General features: G+C 69.5%; 19 protein-coding genes. 5 read left to right on the forward strand and 14 right to left on the reverse strand.

The genetic code is table 11. The annotated features are described in order from the left end of the window. Positions 1–9: 9 nt before the first annotated feature. From lipB to Q0Z44_RS06760, 3 genes are all read right to left on the reverse strand, one after another. On the reverse strand, positions 10–717 hold the full coding sequence (gene lipB / locus Q0Z44_RS06750; protein ID WP_298011368.1) for a lipoyl(octanoyl) transferase LipB: 708 nt from the start codon (positions 715–717) through the stop codon (positions 10–12). 39 nt (positions 718–756) lie between these two features. Then, positions 757–1,899: a DNA-processing protein DprA gene (gene dprA / locus Q0Z44_RS06755; protein ID WP_298011369.1), complete on the reverse strand. Its 1,143-nt coding sequence runs from the start codon at positions 1,897–1,899 to the stop codon at positions 757–759. Positions 1,900–2,001: 102 nt separating this feature from the next. Next, the gene (locus Q0Z44_RS06760; RefSeq protein WP_298011370.1) at positions 2,002–3,210 is read right to left on the reverse strand and encodes a LysM domain-containing protein; all 1,209 of its coding nucleotides are present in this window, start codon (positions 3,208–3,210) and stop codon (positions 2,002–2,004) included. Between the two features lie 210 nt (positions 3,211–3,420). On the opposite strand from Q0Z44_RS06760, the gene def reads away from it, so the two are divergent. The 4 genes from def (at position 3,421) to Q0Z44_RS06780 (ending at position 9,232) form a co-directional block, all read left to right on the forward strand. After that, positions 3,421–3,936, forward strand: coding sequence for a peptide deformylase (def, locus tag Q0Z44_RS06765; RefSeq protein ID WP_298011371.1), 516 nt, complete (start codon positions 3,421–3,423; stop codon positions 3,934–3,936). Positions 3,937–3,941: 5 nt separating this feature from the next. After that, the gene (fmt, locus tag Q0Z44_RS06770; protein WP_298011418.1) at positions 3,942–4,898 is read left to right on the forward strand and encodes a methionyl-tRNA formyltransferase; all 957 of its coding nucleotides are present in this window, start codon (positions 3,942–3,944) and stop codon (positions 4,896–4,898) included. 79 nt (positions 4,899–4,977) lie between these two features. Next, on the forward strand, positions 4,978–5,829 hold the full coding sequence (gene htpX, locus Q0Z44_RS06775) for a zinc metalloprotease HtpX (RefSeq protein WP_298011372.1): 852 nt from the start codon (positions 4,978–4,980) through the stop codon (positions 5,827–5,829). A gap of 97 nt (positions 5,830–5,926) precedes the next feature. After that, positions 5,927–9,232, forward strand: coding sequence for an EAL domain-containing protein (locus Q0Z44_RS06780; RefSeq protein WP_298011373.1), 3,306 nt, complete (start codon positions 5,927–5,929; stop codon positions 9,230–9,232). A gap of 23 nt (positions 9,233–9,255) precedes the next feature. On the opposite strand, the gene Q0Z44_RS06785 is transcribed toward Q0Z44_RS06780, so the two are convergent. The 11 genes from Q0Z44_RS06785 to Q0Z44_RS06835 form a co-directional block, all read right to left on the reverse strand. After that, positions 9,256–9,822 carry a TMEM165/GDT1 family protein gene (locus Q0Z44_RS06785; protein ID WP_298011374.1) on the reverse strand — a complete coding sequence of 189 codons (567 nt, stop codon included), beginning with the start codon at positions 9,820–9,822 and terminating at the stop codon, positions 9,256–9,258. A gap of 55 nt (positions 9,823–9,877) precedes the next feature. Continuing rightward, complete coding sequence (locus Q0Z44_RS06790) at positions 9,878–12,352, reverse strand: DUF1631 family protein (protein ID WP_298011375.1); 2,475 nt, start codon at positions 12,350–12,352, stop codon at positions 9,878–9,880. A gap of 67 nt (positions 12,353–12,419) precedes the next feature. Continuing rightward, a complete protein-coding gene (gene secF, locus Q0Z44_RS06795) occupies positions 12,420–13,436 on the reverse strand; it encodes a protein translocase subunit SecF (protein WP_298011376.1) in 1,017 nt (338 codons plus the stop codon). Positions 13,437–13,463: 27 nt separating this feature from the next. Further along, on the reverse strand, positions 13,464–15,326 hold the full coding sequence (secD, locus tag Q0Z44_RS06800) for a protein translocase subunit SecD (protein WP_298011377.1): 1,863 nt from the start codon (positions 15,324–15,326) through the stop codon (positions 13,464–13,466). Between the two features lie 24 nt (positions 15,327–15,350). Further along, positions 15,351–15,674 (reverse strand): preprotein translocase subunit YajC, encoded by a 324-nt coding sequence (yajC, locus tag Q0Z44_RS06805; protein ID WP_298011378.1) that lies wholly within the window; start codon positions 15,672–15,674, stop codon positions 15,351–15,353. A 97-nt stretch (positions 15,675–15,771) separates the two neighbouring features. After that, a complete protein-coding gene (locus Q0Z44_RS06810; RefSeq protein ID WP_298011379.1) occupies positions 15,772–16,083 on the reverse strand; it encodes a DUF493 family protein in 312 nt (103 codons plus the stop codon). 63 nt (positions 16,084–16,146) lie between these two features. Continuing rightward, positions 16,147–17,433 (reverse strand): D-alanyl-D-alanine carboxypeptidase family protein, encoded by a 1,287-nt coding sequence (locus tag Q0Z44_RS06815; protein ID WP_298011380.1) that lies wholly within the window; start codon positions 17,431–17,433, stop codon positions 16,147–16,149. Between the two features lie 89 nt (positions 17,434–17,522). Further along, entirely contained in the window at positions 17,523–18,185 is a 663-nt protein-coding gene (locus Q0Z44_RS06820) for an alpha/beta fold hydrolase (RefSeq protein WP_298011381.1), read from the reverse strand. An 11-nt stretch (positions 18,186–18,196) separates the two neighbouring features. Continuing rightward, positions 18,197–18,523 carry a 2Fe-2S ferredoxin gene (locus Q0Z44_RS06825; protein WP_109034117.1) on the reverse strand — a complete coding sequence of 109 codons (327 nt, stop codon included), beginning with the start codon at positions 18,521–18,523 and terminating at the stop codon, positions 18,197–18,199. Positions 18,524–18,532: 9 nt separating this feature from the next. Continuing rightward, positions 18,533–19,693: a VanZ family protein gene (locus tag Q0Z44_RS06830; protein ID WP_298011382.1), complete on the reverse strand. Its 1,161-nt coding sequence runs from the start codon at positions 19,691–19,693 to the stop codon at positions 18,533–18,535. Between the two features lie 34 nt (positions 19,694–19,727). After that, positions 19,728–20,174 (reverse strand): CopD family protein, encoded by a 447-nt coding sequence (locus Q0Z44_RS06835; RefSeq protein ID WP_298011383.1) that lies wholly within the window; start codon positions 20,172–20,174, stop codon positions 19,728–19,730. A 295-nt stretch (positions 20,175–20,469) separates the two neighbouring features. On the opposite strand from Q0Z44_RS06835, the gene hemB reads away from it, so the two are divergent. After that, on the forward strand, positions 20,470–21,471 hold the full coding sequence (hemB, locus tag Q0Z44_RS06840) for a porphobilinogen synthase (protein WP_298011384.1): 1,002 nt from the start codon (positions 20,470–20,472) through the stop codon (positions 21,469–21,471). The last annotated feature ends 11 nt before the right edge of the window (positions 21,472–21,482 follow it).

A 21,482-nucleotide genomic window follows, 5' to 3' on the forward strand; every position in this document is an offset into this window, starting at 1 on the left:
CTCGGACGCTCAAGGTGCGAGACGTTGCACGAGTTGCGCAGCCAGCACTGCGGCCGCCTCGGCCGGGTCGACCTGCACGCCCAGCGACGCCAGATCGACCGTCGCCAGCCCGGCATAACCGCAGGGGTTGATGCGCTGGAAAGGCGCCAGGTCCATCGCCACATTGAGCGACACGCCGTGGTAGGTGCAATGCCGCGTCACCTTGATGCCGAGCGCCGCCACCTTGCCCAGGCCCTTGAACGGATCGCGCGGGTCGACCGGCGTGGTGAGGGCCGCATGCGAGAAAGGGTCATTGAGCCGCACGTAGATGCCGGGTGCGCTGGCCACGCGGTGGCCGGTCACACCAAAGTGCATCAGCGTGCGAATGACGGCCTCTTCGATGCGGTAGACGTATTCCTTGACGAAATAGCCCCGGCGCCGCAGGTCGAGCAGCGGGTAGGCCACCACTTGGCCCGGGCCGTGAAACGTGACCTGCCCACCGCGGTTGGTCTGCACGACCGGAATGTGGCCGGCGCCTTCGGGATTGAGCAGCACGTGCTCTGGCTTGCCCGCCAGCCCCTGGGTGAACACCGGCGGGTGCTGGCACAGCCAGAGTTCGTCTTGCGTGTCGGGCGTGCGGGCCTCAGTGAAGGCCTGCATGGCGGCGTAGGTCGGCGCGTAGTCGACCCGGCCGAGGTCGCGCACCAGCGTGGATGGAGAAGATTCGGGCGTGCTCACGGACCCGTTTGTATCACCGGGCGGTTCGCCGTGCGGCAATCAGGCCCGCGCGACACGCTGGAACAGCTGGCCCGGCAGCCGGGCGACATGACCTTCCAATTCCAGCTCCAGCAGGCGGGCGCCGAGTTGCGCCGGGCCCCAGCCGGTGCGGGCGCACAGGGCCTCCTGGCTGACCGGGTCGTGGCCCATGGCGGCCAGCAGCGGGTCGGACGGCGCATCAACCTGGTCCCCCGGCGGCTCGCCATGGGCCTGCACCAGGTCAGCCAGCAACTGCACCGGGCGCTGTAGCTGCAACTCTTCCAGCACGTCCTGTGCCGTCTCGACCAGCCGCGCGCCCTGCTTGATGAGCGCATGGCAGCCGCGTGCCTGCGGCGCATGGATGGAGCCCGGAATGGCGAGCACCTCGCGGCCCAGTTCGGCGGCCAGCCGGGCCGTGATCAGCGAACCCGACTGCACGGCCGCCTCTACCACCAGCGTGCCGCGCGGCAGTGCCGCCACCAGGCGGTTGCGCTTGGGAAAGTGCGCCGCCAGCGGCGGCGTGCCGGGCACGAACTCGCTGAGCAGCAGGCCGTGTTCGGCGATGCGGGCGGCCAGGCCGGCATGGGCCTTGGGGTAGACCACATCGGGCCCCGTGCCGACCACCGCGATGGTGCCGCCGCCGGCGCGCGGCTGACGCGCCTGCCCCTCCAGCGCGCCGACATGCGCCGCCCCATCGATGCCCCGCGCCAGGCCGGACACCACCACGACACCCACCTCGCTGAACGCCGCAGAAAACGCCTGGGCGTGGTCCGCGCCCTGCGGCGTGGGATGGCGGCTGCCGACCACGGCCACGGCGGGCCGCTGCAGCAACGTCAGGTCACCCTGCGCGAACAGCAACACCGGCGGGTCGGCCAGATCCAGCAACGCCACGGGGTAGCGCGCGTCGGCGAGGCTCAGCACGTGGTGGCGCGGGCTTTCGGCCAGCCAGGCCTCGGTGCGGGCCAGCACGTCGGGCAGATCGGGCGGCGGGCTACCCAGATTGGCGGCTTCACGCGCCGACACCAGGGTGCCAAGCGCCGACGGCGTGGCCGCGAAGATTGCCTGGGGCGAGCCGAAGGCAGCCAGCAGGCGGCGCGCCAGCAAGGGCCCCACGCGGGGGCTCAGCAACAGGCGCAGCCAGGCGCCGAGTTCATTGATGTCCATCCCTGGATCGGCCCGAGATCGGGCCCGTGAGGCGCTGACCAGCCGCCCTCGCCTCTGCCGGGCGATGGAGCGGGGCCGCGCCGGGTGAAATGCGCAGCCGGATCAGGGCTGCGTGAAGCGGTCGCCGATGCGGACGGCGTCCTGCGTGCGCATGATCAGCGCATACGACATGCGGTCGAACACGCGGAACACGAACAGCAGGCCCTGACGCTCGTCGGGCAGCTTCATGTCCGGCTTGTCGGGCAGCGTCATGTCGCGCACGACACGGCCATCGCGCCACAGCGCCAGCACATGGCCACGCTCGAGGCCGTCGCGGGTGCCACGGTTCAGGGCCACGATCTGGTACTGCCCCGCAGCCAGGGCATCGCCGTAGATCGACACGATGGAGCCTGCGAGGGGCTGGGCCGGCGGGTGCGGCACCAGGTTGTCAAACTCGCGCGGCGGCACAGGAGCCAGCCGGTCGCCCACCGAGGCCTCCTGCCGGATGGTGTTGACGGTGAAGGTGGACGGGATGACGAGCGGCTTGCCGTCGGCGCCCGTGCCCTCGGCGCCCTCGCGTTGCAGCGTGAGCGTGCCGACGTACTGCGCCTCGTAGCCCAGCACCTCCTTGGTGCCCGGGTCGCGCAGGGGCTTGGGTTCGCGGAACAGGCGCCACTCGCGGCGGTCGCCGATGTCGCCACGCACGTAGGCGGTTTCGCCGCGCGACAGCATCACGCGGCCCTCCTGGGTGGCCACGACACGCGGCGCGCTCAGCAACTGCTGGCTGTCTTCGACCAGGATGGCCTCGTTGAAGAAGGATTCGAGCAGGTGCATGGGCACTGCGGCGATCGCGTCGTACAGGCTGCCTTCGCGCACACGGGGCGTGAGCTTGACGTCACCCGACGCACCCAGCGGCTGGCCCACACGCAGCACGGCACGACCGTTGCGCTTGTCGAGGTAGAGGACCTGACCCGGAAAAATGAGGTGCGGGTTGCGGATCTGCTGCAGGTTCATGCCCCACAGCTCGGGCCAGCGCCACGGCGACTTCAGGAACAGCGAAGCAATGTCCCACAGGGTGTCGCCGCGCTTGACGGTGTGGCTGTCCGGCGCGTTGGGCGCCAGCTCGGACAGGGGCACGCCGGCTTCGGCCACCTTCTGGGCCGTGGCCTTTTGCTGCGGCGTAACAGGGAGATTGGGCTCGGCGCCGGCCTGGTGGGCGCCCAAGGCGAACAGGGCCAGCATGGCAGCGCGGGCCACAGGGACGGCCAGCCGGCGGGCGTTGCCTGACACCAGGACGCCTGCCTGCCCCCGGGGCAGCGATTGCTCGGTCATGAAATCGGTCTCCGAAAACCGCCGAAGGGATTTCATCCAGCAAGGACTCCCCGGATTCGGCAAAATCTGGTCAGTGATCGAACGATTCTGCCCGCAAAAACCGGGCGGTCGCAACGAAAATTGCCCGGTGTTACGGCCGGATACCCGCCCCTGGGCGAAGCCGTCGTTGCGCTGCATCCACATTTCATCTCCCTGATTCCACACGCTGCCATGGCCCTGCTGCCCATTCTTCATTTCCCCGACCCGCGTCTGCACACGGTCGCCAAGCCTGTGGCCCAGGTCGATGACCGCATCCGGCAGCTCGTGGACGACATGCTGGAAACGATGTACGACGCCAAGGGGGTGGGCCTGGCCGCCACGCAGATCAACGTGCACGAGCGCGTGGTGGTGATCGACACCAGCGAGGAGCGCAACCAGCCCATGGTGCTGATCAACCCGGAAATCATCTGGGCCAGCGACGAGATGATCGTGTGGGAAGAGGGCTGCCTGTCGGTGCCGACCATCTACGACAAGGTCGACCGCCATGCCCGCGTGCGTGTGCGCGCCACCAACCGGGACGGCGAGGTGTACGAATTCGACGCCGACGAGCTGTTGGCCGTGTGCGTGCAGCACGAACTGGATCACCTGAAGGGGAAGGTGTTCGTCGAATACCTGTCGCCACTCAAGCGCAACCGCATCAAGACCAAGCTGATCAAGCGCGCCCGCGACGAGCAGCACACCGCATGAGTGCACTGAAGGTTGCGTTCGCGGGCACGCCGGAGTTCGCCCGCGAAGCCCTGGCCGCCATCCTGGCCGCCGGGTACACCGTGCCGCTGGTGCTGACCCAGCCCGATCGGCCCGCTGGCCGCGGCATGAAATTGCAGGCTTCGGCCGTGAAGCAGCTGGCGTTGGAGCACGGCATTGCCGTGGCACAGCCGCACAGCCTGAAACTCGACGGCAAGTACCCCGACGAGGCCGCAGCCGCGCGGGAGGCCCTGCTGTCCGCCGCCCCGGACGTGATGGTGGTGGCCGCCTATGGCCTGATCCTGCCGCAGTGGGTGCTCGACCTCCCGCGCCTGGGCTGCCTGAACATCCACGGCTCGCTGCTGCCGCGCTGGCGGGGGGCGGCGCCCATCCACCGGGCGATCGAGGCGGGTGATGCCGAGACCGGCATCACCATCATGCAGATGGACGCGGGGCTCGACACCGGCGACATGCTGCTGATGGCCCCAGACGCGATCCGGCCGGACGACACGACTGCCGCGCTGCACGATCGCCTGGCCGCGCTGGGCGGGCGTCTGATCGTCGAGGCCCTGGCCCGGGTGGACGGCGGCGGCCTGGCCCGCACGCCGCAGCCCGCCGAGGGCGTGACGTACGCGCACAAGATCGAGAAGGCGGAGGCCGCCATCGACTGGCGCCTGCCGGCCATCACACTGGCCCGCCGGGTGCGCGCCTTCGATCCGTTCCCCGGTTGCACCTTCACGTTGCCGGGCGCAGCCAAAGGGGCGGACACGATCAAGGTGTGGGCCGCCAGCGTCGTGCCGGCCAGCGGCCAGCCAGGCGAGGTGCTGCATGCACAGGGCGACACCCTGGTGGTGGGCTGCGGCGAGCAGGCGCTCGCCCTGCATACGCTGCAGAAACCCGGCGGCAAGCGCGTCGGTGCGCGTGAATTTCTGCAAAGCACGACCCTGCCCGCCACACTGGCTTGAACCGCGCGGCACCATCCGCATCTAACGGCTTGTCACCGTGGGGTGACGCCGTTTTCACGGACCAAGGAGGGTCCTCAAGATGTTCAACATGATGAAAACCGCCATCCTGATGGCGGCGATCACCGCCCTGTTCATGGCCATCGGCGCCATGATCGGCGGCCGCGCCGGGATGATGATGGCCCTGGTCGTGGCGCTGGGCATGAACTTCTTCAGCTACTGGTTCTCCGACAAGATGGTGCTGAAGATGTACAACGCGCGGGAGGTCGACGAGACCTCGGCGCCACGCTTCTACGGCATGGTGCGCGAGCTGGCGCAGCGCGCGCAGATGCCGATGCCCAAGGTCTACCTGATCGACGAGCAGGCCCCCAACGCGTTTGCCACCGGCCGCAACCCGGAGCACGCGGCCGTGGCGGCCACGACCGGCATCCTCAACGTGCTCACCGAGCGCGAACTGCGCGGCGTGATGGCGCACGAGCTGGCCCACGTCAAGCACCGCGACATCCTGATCAGCACCGTGAGCGCGACCATGGCCGGCGCCATCTCGATGCTGGCGAACTTCGCGGTCTTCTTCGGTGGGCGCGATGAGGACGGCCGCCCGGTCAACCCGATCGCGGGCATCGCCGTCGCGATCCTGGCGCCGCTGGCCGCCAGCCTGATCCAGATGGCGATCAGCCGGGCGCGTGAGTTCGAGGCCGACCGGGGCGGCGCCGAGATCAGCGGCGACCCCGCGGCGCTGGCCAGTGCGCTCGACAAGATCCACCGCTATGCGCAGGGCATCCCGCTGCACGCCGCCGAGGCTCACCCCGAGACGGCGCAGATGATGATCATGAACCCGCTGTCGGGTGGCGGCCTGCGCGGGCTGTTCTCGACCCACCCTGCCACCGAAGAGCGCATCGCGCGCCTGATGGCGCTGGCCCGCCAGGGCCGCTGAGCCACACAGGCGCCCGGGGTCAAGCCGGCGGGCTGACAGCCGATATCCTCCTGAGCCGTGCCGCGACCCCGTGTCGCGGCAGGCCCGAGGACGCTGGATGCCCATCGACGACCAACACACGCCTGCCCCCCCGCTAGACAAGCCCGTTCTGGGCAACCGCGCCGCCTGGGTGGCGCTTGTGGCCGGCCTGGCCATGAGCGTGGGCGCGTGGTGGGGCGCCGCCCGCCACCTGCAGGACGAAGCCGACGCCGCCTTCCGGCGTGACGCAGCCGACGTGTCTGCGCGGCTGGACGACCAGATGACCCACCATCTGGTGATGCTCAAAGGCTTCCAGGCGCTGTTTGCGGCCTATGGCGACGCCGGCCGCGAAGCGTTTCACCGCCACTACGAGGGCCTCAACGCCGAACGCACCTACCCGGCCATGTGGGCCGTGCATTACGCGCCCCTCGTCAGCGAAGACGACCGCCCCGCGTTCGAAGCGGCGGTGCAGGCCGACCGCACGGTGCGCCCCGATGGCCACCCGGGCTTCCACATCCGGCCGGCCGAGCCGGCACGCGCCACCTACGTGCCCATCACCTACGTCGAACCGGCCGGGCGCATCGACGCCATGCTGGGTCACGACCTGCTCGATGAGGCCGCGCGCCGACAGGCGGTGGTGCGCGCACAGCAGTCCGGCCAGATCGAAGCGGCCCCACCCCTGCAGATCCAGGGGATCACCCAGGGCAGCGGCGTGGTGGTGCGGCTGCCCGTGTACCGAGGCGGCGCGGTGCCCGCCAGCGAGCCCGCTCGGCGGGCCGCCTTCCAGGGCGTGGTGTCCGGCGTGCTGGAATGTCAGACGCTGATGCGACAGGTGGCCGGCCGGCTGGACTGGCGGGACCTGCACTGGCGCGTGGAAGACCGCGGGCCGCTGGACGGCATCCCGGACCATGACTCGGCCGACGTGCTGCCGGTGGTGTTCGACAGCGCTTCTCTGCAGGGGGCCTGGGCTGGCCCGGATGCCGTGAGCCCGGTGGACGACCGCGATCGGGCCGTGCACACGCTGGGCGTGGCCGGCCGCCGCTGGGCGCTCACGTTCACGCGCCCCCCCGTGCGCCCGCTGACTGCGCCCTACCCGCTGGCGCTGTTGCTGGGCGGGGTGGCCGGCTCGGTCGGACTGTGGTGGGCCTGGCGCAACCGCGGGCTGCGTGCGCAGCAGGCCGCCGCACTGGCCGACGAACTCAGTGCCCGCGCCACCGACAACGAACGGCGCCTGCGCGCCATCATGGACCACACCGTCGACGGCATCATCACCGTGGCGCCGTCCGGGCGGGTGCTCAGCCTGAACGCATCGGCGTGCCGCATGTTCGCGCGCCACGCCGACGAGGTACTGGGCCAGCATCTGCGCCTGCTGCTGCCCGAAGCCGGGCGCCACGAACGCGGCGGGCGCGTCGAGCAGTTCCTGCAGCAGCAGTGCACGGGCATGGACGGCCTGGGGCAACGCACCGAGGGCCTGCGCGGGGCGGCCGGCAGCGTCTTCCCGCTCGAGCTCTCCGTGAGCTCGATGGTCTACAAGCAGCAGAAGCACTACATCCTGATCGTGCGGGACCTGAGCACGCAGGAGACCGCCGAGCGCGCCGTGCTCGAAGCGCAGCGGCAGCTCAACGAGGTCGACGAGATGCGCCGGGTGATCGTGCACCACGCGCCCTACGCCATCTGTGTGCTGAACGGGCAAGGCGTGATCCAGGCCATCAACCCGGCGGGCGAGCGCCTGCTGGGCCAGACCGCGATGGAGCTGGTGGGCCGCAGCACGGCCACGCGCTTCTTCGACCCCGAGCAGGTGGCCGAGCGCACCCGCATGCTCGCGATGCGGATGGAGCGCCCGGCCCACACGGTGAACCTGTTCAGCCACCTGGCCGACCAGAGCCCCGGCATCCCGACCGAATGGCTGCTGCGCCGTGGCGACGGGCAGCCGCTGATTGCCGAGCTGTCGGTGACCGAGCTGCGCAATGAGCACGACCAGCTCACGGGCTACCTCGCCATGGCGCAGGACGTGACCTCGCGCCGCGAAGCCGAAAAGCAGGTGCAGCACATGGCGCGCCACGACGCGCTGACCGGCCTGCCCAACCGCAACATGCTGCAGGAGCAGCTCAAGGTCAGCCTGGCCCAGGCCGAGCGCCACGACGGCGCGATGGCCATGATGTTCCTCGACCTCGACCGCTTCAAAAAGATCAACGACAGCCTGGGCCACCACATCGGGGACCATGTGCTGATCGAGGCGGCCCGCCGCCTGAGCACAGCGATGCGCACCTCGGACATCGTGGCGCGCCTGGGCGGCGACGAGTTCGTCGTGCTGCTCACGCAGATTGCGGAGCCGGGCGACGGCATGCGGGTGGCCGACAAGCTCATGGCCCTGTTTGCCGAACCGCTGCGGGTCGGCCCGCACGAGCTGCGCGTGACGCCCAGCATCGGCCTGGCGCTCTACCCCGAGCACGGCCGCGATGCCGTCACGCTGATGCGCCATGCCGACCTCGCCATGTACCAGGCCAAGCACGCCGGGCGCAACCGCATCCAGGTCTACAGCGACCGCATGGAGTCGCCCTCGGCCGAGTCGCTGATCCTCGAGAACGACCTCTACAAGGCCCTCGAGCGCGACGAGCTGCGCCTGCACTTCCAGCCGCAGTTCAGCTGCCGCACGGGTGCCATCACCGGCGCCGAGGCCTTGCTGCGCTGGGAACACAAGGGCAAGCTGGTCTCGCCGGCCGAGTTCATTCCGCTGGCCGAGGAGACCGGGCTGATTGTGTCCATGGGCCGCTGGGTGCTGCGGCGCGCCTGCGCCCTGGCGCAGCGCTGGCGCACCGACACCGACTGGCCGCTGCGCGTGGCGGTGAACCTGTCTGCCGTGCAGCTGGACCGCCCCGACATCGTCGACGAGGTGCGCGCGGCGCTGTCCGACACCGGGCTGCCAGCCACGGCGCTGGAGCTGGAGATCACCGAAAGCGTGGTGGTGCGTGAATCGCTGCGGGCTGCGGCGGTGTTGAACCAGTTGCGCGCCCTCGGCGTGGGCATCGCCATCGACGACTTCGGGGTTGGCTACTCGAGCTTTGCCTATCTGCGCGAACTGCCGGTCGACCGATTCAAGCTGGACCGCAGCTTCCTGAGCGCGGTCCCCCAGTCACCGGGAGACAGCCGTCTGGCCGCCGCGCTGATTGCCATGGCACACCGGCTGGAGGTGGGCATCGTGGCGGAAGGCGTGGAGACCGCCGAACAGGCCGCCTTCCTCGCAGCCCACCAGTGCGACGAAGCCCAGGGCTACTTCCTGGGGCGCCCGATGACGGAGGATGCCTTCGGCGTGCTGCTGCGCCAGCACGTGCGCACCCAGCGCGAAGCGGCCGTCAGCCCACCGGACGCCAGCCTGGCGATCTGAGGCCGCGGCGCCAGCGCCTCAGCTCAGAACAGCCAGAAGGTCAGCACCGCCAGCAGCGCAAACAGCAGCGCCGAGCCCCGGTGGATCCAGTCCATCGGCAAGCGCCGGGTGAGGCGGTCGCCCAGGTAGACGGCCGGCACGTTGGCCAGCAGCATGCCTGCCGTCGTGCCCGCCACGACCTGCACGAAGGCATCGGGAAAGCGCGCCGCCAGCACCACGGTCGCGATCTGAGTCTTGTCGCCCATCTCGGCGATGAAGAACGCGACCGTCGTGGCCGCCAGCACACCCAGACCGGATGGCAGCTTCACCTCGTCGTCGTCCATCTTGTCGGGGATCAGCATCCACACGGCCACTGCCAGGAAGGAGCCGCCCACCAGCCAGCGCAGTGCGTCGGGTCCCAGCCACTGCGTGAGCCACGCCCCCAGCGCGGCCGCCAGCGCATGGTTCAGCACGGTGGCGATCAGGATGCCGAGCACGATGGGCAGCGGGCGCCGGTAGCGCGCGGCCAGCATCAGTGCCAGCAGCTGGGTCTTGTCGCCCATTTCGCCCAGGGCGACGGCGGTGGAGGAGAACGCGAAGGCTTCAAGCATGGCAGAGACAGACCACGGCGTGGGGACGCCCGAGGGCCATAAGGAAATGTGGGGTTCAGTTCAGCAGGCGCTCGGGATCGGCGTCCAGCTTGGCCAGCGCCTCGCGGGTGGCGCGGGTGGTGAGCGACTCTTCTTCCACCGGCACCAGCAGGCCGGCCTGCAGGAAGGCGGCCAGCCGCCGCAACTGAAACAGCACCCCCCGCCCGGACGGCGTGACGAACAGCGCCAGCTGCTTCTGCAGCCCCTGCCAGGCCAGCTGGACGGGCTCGCGACGTTGCCGGTAGTCCAGCTCGAACCAGGCGCCGATCTGCAACTCACGCGCCCAGGCCAGCATCGCCGGCGTGGGCATCGTGCCGCCCTCGGCCACCACTTGCAGTTCGTCGGTCTCGTGCCCCGACAGATCGCGCAGCGTCTGCTCGTCGAGGTCGACTTGCGCCAGGTCGGGCAGCACCTCGTCGAGCGCATCGAGCCGGTCGGTGACCGCCTTCAGGTGGGCCGGCGAGATCGACGCCGAGCGCGCCGAGAACGCCGCGGCCAGGGCTGCGTTGAGCTGCTGCACATGCTCGTCCTGCCGGGCCACCGACAGGCCGGCGCGGGCCATGCCGTCACGCACGATCTTCAGCAGCGGCGGAAGGCGCCGCAGCACATCGGCCCGTTCCTCGCGCGAGGTCTTGGCGCTGGCCGACCAGATCAGGTCGGCGGCGGCCCGCTTGAGCGCGCGGGTCTCGTCGCTGCCGGGGCTGGACTGCACCGCGCTGTGCGCGAGCACGTCGGCCCACACCCGGAACAGGAAGTCGCGCACCCCTTCGTGCACGGGCACGCCATCGAGCATCTTGCGCAGCTCGATCGTGTACTGGATGGCGCAGGTTTCGCGCTGCTCCACCTGCTGCGCCAGCGACACCCCCTTGCGCGACGCCTCGTTGGCATCGCGGAAGTAGGTCTCCAGGAACTTCTGGAACTCGATCAGCACGGTCTGGAACACGCGGCGGCCGGTGTCCGGATAGGCCTCGACCACCTGCACCACCCGCCGGATCTCGGCATGCAGCGCCTCGGCGTCGGATTCGGCACCACCGCCAGCAAAGCCCATCACGCAACTGCCCATGCGGTCGATCAGCATGCGCGCGGGATGGTTGGTGGTGGCAAAGAAGTCGGGCTCGCTGACCGCCACCCGCAGCACCGGCATCTGCAGGCGCGCAAACCAGACGCGGATGGTGGCCGGCAGGCGCTCCTCGGTCAGGATGTGCTGGAACAGCAGTGCGACGATCTCGATCGTGGCGCGCTCGACTGGCGTGGCCGCCGCCTGTTTGAGCGCGCGCTTGCTGTCTTCCAGGTCACGCAGGATCAGCGCCGGCGTGGGCGCATCGCCCACCAGCACGTCGACGTCGGTGTGGCGGCGCAGCGCATGCCCGGCCTCGCGCATCGCCTCGCCCAGGCCCGGGCTCACCAGCACCGGCGAGGTGCCCGTGACCTGCGGCGCCGTGGGCACGAAGCCGGGCACCTGGCGCGCCACCATCTGGTTCAACTTGCCCAGCACCGCCTGGGACTGCCCGGGCGAGCGCAACCCGGGCGTCTGGGTCAGCAGGTGGGTCTCATCGAAGGACTGGCCCAGGGGCTGCAGCCCGCTGTTGTCACGCGTCCCGGCCACCGAGGGCGAGCCAGCCGGCACGCCGCCGCCGGTGCCTCCGCCGGAACCACCCACGCCCCCGCCATGGCCCGCGCCGGGTGGCATCGGCCCGCCAGGCGAACCGGGTGTGCCAGCACTGCCGCCGCCGGTGCCACCACCGCCACCCGCTCCCGTGCCCCCGCCGCTGACGCCAGCACCAGCCCAGCCACCGACCACGCTGCGCCCCGGCACCCCGGTGTCGGCAGCCCGGCGAATGAACGGCCGCAGGTCGATCTCGGGGCGCACGCCGTTGTCCAGCAGCAGCTTGTTCGCATGGTGGTAGGCCTCCTGGGCCCACTGCGCCGTCTCGTTGTTGAGCACGGTCTGCAAGGTCGCCCAGTGGCCGAGGTTCAGGCCGGACAACAGCCAGGCGTCCAGCATCACCCGGCCGAGCCACGACGGGTTGAGCACGTCGACCACACCCGGGGTGTTGTCGATCGCGCCCTGGATGACCTGAAGTCGGGCGCTGAGGTCGGTGTACTCGGAGCCGGTCAGGTCGGCAACCGCCTGCCCCAACCGCACACCCACGATGTCACGCTCGATGTGGCTGTCTTCGACCAGGCTGAGCACCGCCGGCATGCCCCCCCCGACCACGGGACGGGGATCGACCGGACGGCCCAGGCGCAGGGCCTGAGCGGCTTCCCGCAGACGCTGTTCGAGCGCCTGCTGCCATGCCGTCTGCGCACGCGGGAAGTCGAGCACCAGATCGCGCCGCCGCTGGTAGAGCGCCGGCTCCGCCGCCTGGGTTGCCAGCAGCTTGGCTCCATCGACGCAGGCCAGCACCAGCCCGGCACTGCCCCTCAAGAGGCACTCGATGAAACTGACGCGGACGCTCAAGGCCAGCGCTCGATGGGGTCCAGCGGACATGCGGAAGTGAAAACGCCGGGCTCATCACACGACGAACCCGGCGGGGTGGTTCCTGTTGAAAGGGACTCTACACCACGGCACCCGCGTGCGGGTCGTTGGGATCGATGTCTTTTTTGGTGTTCTTCACGAGGTCTTCACGCTTCACGCCGAGCCACATGGCGATGGCCGCCGCCACGAAGACCGACGAGTAGATGCCGAACAGAATTCCGATGGTCAGGGCCAGCGCGAAGTAGTGGAGCGTGGGGCCGCCGAACACCAGCATGGCCAGCACCATCGCCTCGGTCGAGCCGTGGGTGATGATGGTGCGGCTCATCGTCGAGGTGATGGCGTGGTCGATGACCTCGCTCGTGCTCATCTTGCGGTACTTGCGGAAGGCCTCGCGGATCCGGTCGAAGATCACGACCGATTCGTTGACCGAATAGCCCAGCACGGCCAGCACGGCCGCCAGCACCGACAGCGAGAACTCCCACTGGAAGAAGGCGAAAAAGCCCAGGATGATGATGACGTCGTGCAGGTTGGCGATGATGCCGGCCACAGCGAACTTCCACTCGAAGCGGATCGCCAGGTAGATCATGATGCCGAGGACCGTCACCGCGAGCGCGAGGGCGCCGTCGCGGGCCAGTTCATCGCCGACCTGCGGGCCGACAAACTCGCTGCGCTGCAACGTCAGCGGCTGCACAGCCCCCGCCTGACACAGCTGGGACGGGCCCTTCTCGGCGGCCTGCGTGCTCACCTGCCCGCCTTCGGCACGGCACAGCGCATCGAACACCTTGCCGACCACCTCGCCCTGCTTCATGCCGCCGCGCAGTGGCAGGCGGATCAGGACGTCACGCGAGGTGCCGAAGTTCTGCACCTGCACCTCGCCGTAGCCGAGCGATTCAACGGCCTCACGCGCCTTCACCAGGTTGGCGCTCTGGGCGTACTGCACCTCGATGAGCGAGCCACCGGTGAATTCGATCGAGAAGTGCAGCCCCCGGGTGACCAGGAAGAACACCGCTGCGGCAAAGGTGAGGAAGGAAATTGCGTTGAAGACCAACGCGTGGCGCATGAAGGGGATGTCGCGCCGGATGCGGAAGAATTCCATGACCGAGTGTTCCTTGTCTTCCGATTCTTATTCCTGAGGCTTCCAGACCTGGCCGATCGAGACGCTCTTGAGCTTTTTCTGACGGCCGTACCAGAAGTTCACCAGGCCGCGTGAGAAGAACACCGCCGAGAACATCGATGTGAGGATGCCCAGGCAGTGCACCACGGCAAAGCCCTTGACCGGGCCGGAGCCGAAGGCCAGCAGGGCCAGACCGGCAATCAGCGTGGTCACGTTCGAGTCGAGGATGGTGGCCCAGGCGTGCTCGTAGCCGGCGTGAATGGCCGTCTGCGGGGCCGAGCCGTTGCGCAGCTCTTCGCGCACGCGCTCGTTGATCAGCACGTTGGAGTCGATGGCCATGCCCAGCGTCAGGGCGATAGCGGCGATGCCGGGCAGCGTCAGCGTGGCCTGCAGCATCGACAGCACGGCCACGAGCAGCAGCAGGTTGACGGCCAGCGCGATGGTCGAGAAGACGCCGAACAGCAGGTAGTACAGCATCATGAACACCGCGATGGCGCCAAAGCCGTAAACCAGGCTCTTGAAGCCCATCTCGATGTTCTCGGCGCCCAGGCTGGGGCCGACGGTGCGCTCTTCGATGATCTCCATCGGCGCGGCCAGCGAACCGGCGCGCAGCAGCAGCGCGGTGTCGGCGGCCTCTTCCGAGGTCATGCGACCCGAGATCTGCACGCGACCGCCGCCGATCTCGCCACGGATCACCGGTGCAGTCACGACCTCGCCCTTGCCCTTTTCGAACAGGATGATGGCCATGCGCTTGCCGACGTTCTCGCGGGTCACGTCCTTGAAGATGCGCGCGCCACGGGCGTCGAGCGTCAGGTGCACGGCGGCTTCCTGGTTCTCGTCGAAGCCGGGCTGCGCGTCGGTCAGGTTGTCGCCGGTCAGCACCACCTGGCGCTTGACGATGACGGGCACGCCACCGCGCTCGAAGTAGCGCTCGGTGCCGAAGGGCACAGGGCCACCGGCCAGCGCGGCCTGGGCCTCGGTGCTGTCATCGACCATGCGCACTTCCAGCGTGGCGGTGCGGCCGATGATGTCCTTCGCCTTGGCGGTGTCCTGCACGCCGGGCAGCTGCACGACCACGCGGTCGATGCCCTGCTGCTGGATCACGGGCTCGGCCACGCCGAGTTCGTTGATCCGGTTGTGCAGCGTGGTGATGTTCTGCTTGAGGGCCTGCTCCTGGATGGCGCGGGCGCTCTGGGGGTTGAGGGCGCCCACCAGGGTGAGGTCGCCCGAGCCGCCGGTGTCGGTGCCCGGGGTCCAGACCAGGTCGGGCAGGCGGTCCTGCAGCACCGGCAGCGCCGCCTGGCGCGCGGCCCCGTCGCGGAAGCGCACGATCAGGCTGTCGCCCTCGCGGCGGATGCCGCTGTGGCGCACGTCCTTGTCACGCAGCAGGGAGCGGATGTCGACCGTCTGACCATCGAGCTTCTGCGTGATGGCCGCCTTCATGTCGACCTGCATCAGGAAGTGCACGCCACCGCGCAGGTCGAGGCCCAGAAACATCGGGTTGGCGTGCAGGCTGCGCAGCCATTGCGGCGAGCGCGACACGAGGTTCAACGCCACGATGTAGCTCGGGTCGGCCGGATCGGGGTTGACCGCCCGGGCGATCACGTCGCGCGCCTGGATCTGGATGTCGGTGCTGGCAAAGCGGGCGCGCACCGAGTTGCCGTCGAACTCCACGAAGTCGGCCTGGATGCCGGCCTGCTTCAGCGCCGCCTCGACCCGGGCCACGGCCGAGCTGTCGAGCTTGAGCGTGGCCTTGCCGCTGGAAAGCTGCACGGCCGGCGCCTCGCCGAAGAAGTTCGGCAGGGTGTAGATCAGGCCGACCAGCAGGGCCACGGCGATGATCAGGTACTTCCACCAGGGGTAGCGGTTCATGGGGTCCTCGACGGCGCAGCGGGATTACTTGAAGGTGCCCTTGGGCAGCACCTGCACGATGGCCGCGCGCTGCACCTGCAGCTCGACGCCGTTGGCCACTTCGAGGTGCACGAAGGTGTCGCCCAGCTTGCTGATGCGGCCGATGACACCCCCCTGGGTCACGACCTCGTCACCCTTGCTCAGGGCTTCCAGCATCGCGCGGGTTTCCTTCTGGCGCTTCATCTGCGGGCGGATCATGACGAAGTACAGGACGACGAACATGAGGACGAGCGGCAGCATGCTCATCAGGCCACCGGTGGCGCCGGCGGCAGGGGCCGCGGCTTGGGCGTAGGCTTCAGAAATCAACACAGTCAGGTTCCTTCAAACAAAGGGCCGAGGCGCCTCCCGGCTGGGAGGGGCGCGCCGGCCATTGAACGGGGCATTGTATGCGGCAGGCAACCGCACCTCAGAGCACGTACTTCACCAGGGGGTGACCGCTGAGCGCGCGGTACAGGTTGTCGAGCTGGGTGCGGCTGGTGGCCGTGACGGTGACGGTCAGGCCGAGGTACTTGCCGGAACTGCTGGGGCGGCGCTCCAGGGTGTGCGCGGCAAAGCCGGGATCGTGCTCAATGACGATGGCCACGACGGTCTCGACAAAGGTCTCGTTGTGTGCACCCATGACCTTGATCGGGAAGGCACACGGGTATTCGATCAGCGATTCTTCCGGCGGGATCACCGGGTTGGCGGGGGTATGGGCGGGGGGCGTGGTGGAGGCCATGTCAGCGTCCTTTCAGGAAACGGGTACGGAAAGCAGGAAAAGAGGGGGGCAGAAGGTGAGCGGTCACTTCACGCCGAGCCGCACGGCGTCCCACAGGCGGCCGAACCAGCCGGCCGGCGGCACGTCTTCCAGCGCCAGCAAGGGCACATCCTGCCAGTGCTGCGGGCCGATGGCCACCCGAAGGCGTCCCACGGTCTGCCCCTGGCGCAGCGGCGCCATCAGGGGCTCCTGGCGCACCACGCTGGTCTGCAGCTGCCCGCCCTGCCCGCGCGGTACCACGACCACGATGGGCGCGGGGCGGCCCAGCCGCACGGTGCTGGCCTGGCCCTTCCACACCTGCGCGGTGGCCACCGGCTGGCCGGCATCGAACAGGCGGACCATGTCGAAGGCGCTGTAGCCCCAGTTCAGCAGCTTCTGGGTCTCGGCGGCGCGGGCCTCGGGCGACGCGGCCCCGAGCGTGACGGCGATCAGCCGGCGCTCGACCCCTCCCAGGCTGCGGCGGGCGGTCGCCACCATGCCGTAGCCGGCCGCCTCGGTGTATCCGGTCTGCAGGCCGTCGACCGTCGGATCGCGCATCAGCAGCAGGTTGCGGCTCGGCTGGCTCACGCCGGCCACGGTGGCCTGCTGCAGGGACGAGATTTTGAGCACCTCGGGGAAATCGGTGACCAGGCGGGCGGCGATCAAAGAAAGCTCGCGCGCGGTGCTGCGGTGACCGCTGGCGGACAGGCCCTCTGGATTGCGGAACCGGGTGGCCTGCAGCCCGAACACCTCGGCCTGGCGGTTCATGCGCTCGACAAAGGCCTCGACCGAGCCGGCCAGCCCCTCCGCCAGCGCCACGGTGGCGTCGTTGGCGTTGTGCACCACCATGCCGCGCAGCAGGTCGTCGACGCGCGCGCTGCCACCGGCCTTCAGGAAGGCGCGCGATGCACCGGCCATGCCGGCCTTCCAGGCGCGCTCGGACACAGGCAGCGTCTGGTCGGCGCGCAGCTTGCCGTCGCGCAGTGCCTCGCACACCAGCCAGGTCGTCATCAGCTTGGTCAGCGAGGCGGGCTCCAGGGGCTGGTCGGCCTGGCGGGCGGCCAGTGTCTGTCGGCTGGCCAGGTCCTGCAGGATGAAGGCGCGGGCGGCCACCTCGGGCGGCGACGGCATCGCGGTGGCGGGTTCGGCAAACACACTGCGCGCATCGGCAGCCGGGGCAGCGGCCAGCGCCACCGGTGCCTGCCCGCTGGCCAGCGTCACGGCCAGCGAGGCCAGCAGCACACGCCGCCGCCACGCAACAGCATGACGGTCGGGGTGCACTGCCGGGCAGGTGTCGGGGCAGCGAGAGACAAGGCGACGGAGGGCGAGCATCGGTTCAGCAGGGCACGCGGAAGGAGGCAGGTGGGGCCACGGGTGCGGAATTGCAAGCGGCACGCGCGCCCGCCCCGCGGCGGACGCGTTCAGCCGCCCGCGGCCGCCAGGCGCAGGTGCTTGCGCACGACCTCGCGCAGTGTGGGCAACTGGCCGTGAAAGAAATGGCCCGTGCCGGGCACGACGGTGATGGGCAGGCTTTGCGGGCGGGCCCACGTCAGGATGTCGGCCAGCGGCACGACGTCGTCCTCTTCCCCCTCGACCACCAGCGTGTGCGCCGGCACGGGCGGCACGTCGAAACGGGTGGTGGCCGGGCTGACCAGCACCAGCTGGGACGGGCGCGCGGCATTCGGATCGGTGTCGGCAGCCGCCATCAAAGCGGCGTGCGCCCGAGCGGCAACGAAGCCGCCGAACGAAAAACCGGCCAGGGCCAGCGGGAGGTCCTGCAGCGCCGGGTCGGCCCGATGTTGCGCCACCACGGCGAGCATGTCGTCGGTCTCGCCCCGGCCCTCGTCCCAGGCACCCGCCGAGCGGCCGACACCACGGAAGTTGAAGCGCACGGCCCGCCACCCCTGCAGCACAAAGGCGCGTACCAGAGTGTGGACCACCTTGTTGTCCATCGTGCCGCCCATCAGCGGGTGGGGGTGGGCCACGACGGCCAGCCCCACGGGCGCCTGCGCAGGCTCCTCGACGACGACTTCCAGCAGGCCGGCCGGCCCCTCGAGGGTGGTGGATGCGGGGCGTCCGATCATCGCGCGGCCTTTCAGCGGCCGACCGACGGCGGCAGCACCAGACGCTCGACGACCTCGCCCTTGATCAGGTGCTGGTCGACGATCTCGTCGATGTCGCTCTTGTCGACAAAGGTGTACCAGGTGCCCTCGGGGTAGACCACCGCGACCGGACCGCCGGCACAGCGGTCCAGACAGCCGGCCTTGTTGACGCGCACCTGGCCCGGCCCCGCCAGCCCGGCGTCCTTGACGCGCGCCTTGCAGTGGTCGAAGCCTTCCTTCGCGTTGTGGTCGGCGCAGCAGTCCTCGCCGTTGATGCGCTGATTCAGGCAGAAGAAGATGTGGCGCTGGTAATAGCTCATCCCCGCATTCTAGGCACTCGGGCCTCGCCGCACCGCAGCAGGGATTCGGGGCTCGCGGTGGAGCAGTCGTGCCAACAGCCAGGCGAGCGCCACGTAGGGCCACAGCAGCCCGATCCAGCGTGACAGGCCGTGAAAGCGGATGAAGCGCCCTTGCTCCCATGCGGCCAGGGTGGCGGCGTAGTACGGGTCGGTCGGGGCGAGGTGGATCAGGACGATGAGGGCCAGCGTGAGCGCCACGCCCAGCACCGCGCACAGGGTGCGACCCAGCCCCACCAGCACCACCGCCCCCATCGCGCCAAGCATCAGGCCGACCAGCGTGGGCATGGTCATCCACGTGAGCGCGTGCACGGGCGCGAAGTTCAGGGCGGTGGCCAGCGTGGTGACGGCCACGGCCACCACGACCGCCCCGCTCAGCAGCAACAGGCGGAGGCGGCGTGGGCGCGCCACCGCACACGCCAGACACATGGGCACCAGCAGGCCGGCCGCCACGGTCAGCGACTCCAGCAGGGGCGGCCACCCCTCGTGCAGCAAGGCCCCCGTGCCGGCCCACAGGGTGAGCGGGTCTTCGGGCAGCAGCCAGCGCTGCAGCGGCGTGTCGGCCGTCCAGTCGACCAGCAGCACGTGCAGGTGAGGCCACAGCTGTCCCTGCCCCAGCGGCAGCGGCGGCGGAAACAGCAGGCCCAGCGGCCACACCCACAGCAGCGCCAGCCCGTGGCCCGCCTGGGGAATGAACCAGCGCTCGCGCAGACGGTGCCAGCCGTCGATGAGGCCCAGCGCGTGGACGGTGACCGCAGCCAGTGCGCCCCAGGCCGCGCCCAGGGTGTTGAGCACCCAGTCGGTGACAGACGGCACGCGCGCCGGCAGGGTGAACTGGGCCAGTTCCAGCGCGTAGGACAGCGCGGCCCCGCTGAGCACGGTCAGCAGCGCCGACACCGGCACAGAGCGGCCCGAGCGCAGGTGCGCAATGCACAGGATGGCGCCCAGCGGCAGGTAGCCCACGAGGTTGCCGGCCAGGTCGCCGGAAAACTCCTGGCGCAGCTTGGGCAGGGCCCAGCTGAACACCCGGGCATCGGGCCAGTGCCAGCCGCTGAGCGGGTACAGCGTGGCATAGGCGATCAGGGCGATCGCCAGCCAGCTCAGCGGCCAGGCCGCGCTGCGGTGTGCGCTCATCGCCGTCGGTCCCGCGCCAGGCGCGCCGTGGTCCTCAGCCGACCGTCGGCTTGAGCACCACGAGGATCACGATGGCGGCAAACAGCAGCACCGAGACCTCGTTGAAGACACGGAACCAGCGGTGACTGCGGCGGTTGTGCAGCGCTTCAAAGTCGCGCAGCAGCCGCTTGCAGTAGTGGTGGTAGCCAATGGTCAGCACGACCAGCGTCAGCTTGACGTGCAGCCAGATCTGGCCCGGGCCCTTGCCCATGCCGAAGTACAGCCACAGCACCAGCCCCAGCCCGACCGCCGGCATCATCAGGATGGTCGCGAACCGGTAGAGCTTGCGGGCCATCACCAGCAGGCGCTCGCGCTCGGCATGGCTGTCGCCCGGCACCATGGCGAGGTTCACGAACAGGCGGGGCAGGTAGAACAGACCGGCAAACCAGCTGGCCACGAAGATGATGTGCAGGGCCTTGACCCAGAGGTAGGGAGTGCTCATGGAGAGATTATGAGCAGCAGTGCACAGTGGGCGCACGCGCGGTGTGTCGAAACCGCGCAGACAAAAAAAGAGCCCCGGCACGAGCCGGGGCTTTCAAGCCTTAACGCTGTCATCACGGTAAGGCACCTGCTCAGGGAGGAAAAGCAGGGAATGAAAGCCTCGCGGCGTATCATTCGGGATCCATTATAGGGGGGCCCGCGCGGCATGTCTTTCGGCCATGTCCGAAAAACCCCAGATGCCGGCTGATTTTTTGCCAGCTTTGCAATCTTTCACGGTCTTTTCATTGTTCCCGTCGATGTCCATCACCCCCGCCTTCCCCCTGCATCGCCCCCGTCGCCTGCGCAAGGACGCCTTCAGCCGCCGGCTGGTGCGCGAGCACGCACTGAGCACGGACGACCTGATCTACCCGGTCTTCATCCTGGACCAGGACGAAGGCACGCAGGACGTGGGATCGATGCCCGGCGTAGCCCGGCTGGGGCGCAGCGCGCTGTGGGCCGTGGCCGAGCGCTGCGTGGAACTGGGCGTGCCGGTGCTGGCCCTGTTCCCCGTGATCGACCAGGCCCATAAAACCCCCGACGGCCGCGAGGCCTTCAACCCAGAGGGGTTGGTGCCGCGCACGGTGCGCGAGCTGAAACGTCGCTTTCCCGAACTCGGCATCATGACCGACGTGGCGCTGGACCCGTACACCAGCCATGGCCAGGACGGCCTGCTGGACGAGACCGGCTACATCCTCAATGACGAGACCGTGGCCGTGCTGACGAAACAGGCGCTGGCCCAGGCCGAGGCCGGCGTCGACATCGTGGCGCCCAGCGACATGATGGATGGCCGCATCGGCGCCATCCGCCGCGCGCTGGAGGCGCAGAACCTGATCTACACGCGGATCATGGCCTACAGCGCCAAGTACGCGAGCGCCTTCTACGGCCCCTTCCGCGACGCCGTGGGCTCGGCCGCCAACCTGGGCAAGGCCGACAAGAAGGTCTACCAGATGGACCCGGCCAACAGCGACGAGGCTCTGCACGAGGTGGGCATGGACATCGCCGAGGGCGCCGACATGGTGATGGTCAAGCCCGGCATGCCGTACCTGGACATCGTGCGCCGCGTGAAGGACGAGTTCAAGGTGCCCACCTTCGCCTACCAGGTGAGCGGCGAGTACGCGATGCTCAAGGCCGCAGCGCAGAATGGCTGGCTGGACCACGACGCCGTGATGATGGAGAGCCTGCTGGCCTTCAAACGCGCGGGCGCCGATGGCGTGCTGACCTATTTCGCCCTGGAAGCCGCGGCCAAGCTGCGCGCCTGACCGGGGCCGCA

It is taken from the genome of uncultured Aquabacterium sp., from assembly GCF_947366995.1.
Lineage (GTDB): Bacteria > Pseudomonadota > Gammaproteobacteria > Burkholderiales > Burkholderiaceae_C > Aquabacterium.